Below are 835 nucleotides of genomic sequence, written 5' to 3'. Positions count from 1 at the left end.
TCCTTAATACTCGAAAGATACATCATAGATTGCCCAAATGGCAAGTACGTAATATCGGTCACTAACTTCTCCAAAGGCTTCTCAGCTACAAAATCACGGGATAGGATATTCGGTGCCACATATGCCGGCTGCCCGGTCTGCTTGCGTTTCTTGATCTTCACGCGGCATTGCCAACCGTTTTTCCGCATCACGCGTTGTACTGTTTTCTCACTGACACCTGGGAAGAGGCTGGCAATCATGCGATATCCATATCGGAATTTATGCTTCTTGCACATATCGCCAATCTGTTGATCCCGTTTCTCTTTTTGGCTTACTCGATCTGCTTGTTTACGCCATCGGTAGTATGTAGAGCGGGCAACGCCTAAATGCTGGCAAACTTCACTTACTGTCATCACATCCTTCAGTTCCTCTACCAAACTAACTACTACTTTTGGGACCACATCCTTTCCAACTCCCTGTACTTTTTTAAAATATCGACCTGTTGCCGCAAATATCGGTTTTCCGCTTGCAGTTTAGCTGTTTCACTACCGTATTCGGGACCTTTCCCATACGTATACTGCTTTCCGACTGGCTGTTGCAGGCGATACATTTCCCCCTCACGATACCATTTCATCCATGTTTTGATCTGTGACACGTTTCGGATGCACAATTCCTCCAGCACCTGCTTGTTAGATATGCCGGCCAACTTCATTTCAATTGCTTTCATTTTTACCTCAACGGGATAACTAACTCTAGTCGCCATTAAAAAAACACCTCCGAATTGATTTCATAAGGTTCAATACCCTATTTTCAACGAAAGGTGTTTTTATTTGTCTCATTTTCTTAGGTCAGTTCC

2 protein-coding genes are annotated in these 835 nt (G+C 44.0%); both read right to left on the bottom strand.

Features of this window, described 5'->3' with window-relative positions; genetic code table 11:
* On the bottom strand, nt 1-440 hold a 440-nt coding region (locus WFH04_RS18090; protein WP_336825712.1), incomplete at its 3' end, for a helix-turn-helix domain-containing protein.
* A complete protein-coding gene (locus tag WFH04_RS18085; protein ID WP_336825710.1) occupies nt 425-742 on the bottom strand; it encodes a hypothetical protein in 318 nt (105 codons plus the stop codon). The genes WFH04_RS18085 and WFH04_RS18090, both read right to left, overlap by 16 nt.
* Between the last annotated feature and the right edge of the window lie 93 nt (nt 743-835).

This window comes from Sporosarcina sp. USHLN248 (genome assembly GCF_037144575.1).
GTDB lineage: Bacteria > Bacillota > Bacilli > Bacillales_A > Planococcaceae > Sporosarcina > Sporosarcina contaminans.
This window is presented reverse-complemented; position numbering and strand designations above follow the sequence as displayed.

Coding starts and splice junctions, on each gene's coding strand:
- WFH04_RS18085 (WP_336825710.1), bottom strand. CDS start 742: ATGGCGACTAGAGTTAGTTATCCCGTTGAGGTAAAAATGAAAGCAATT.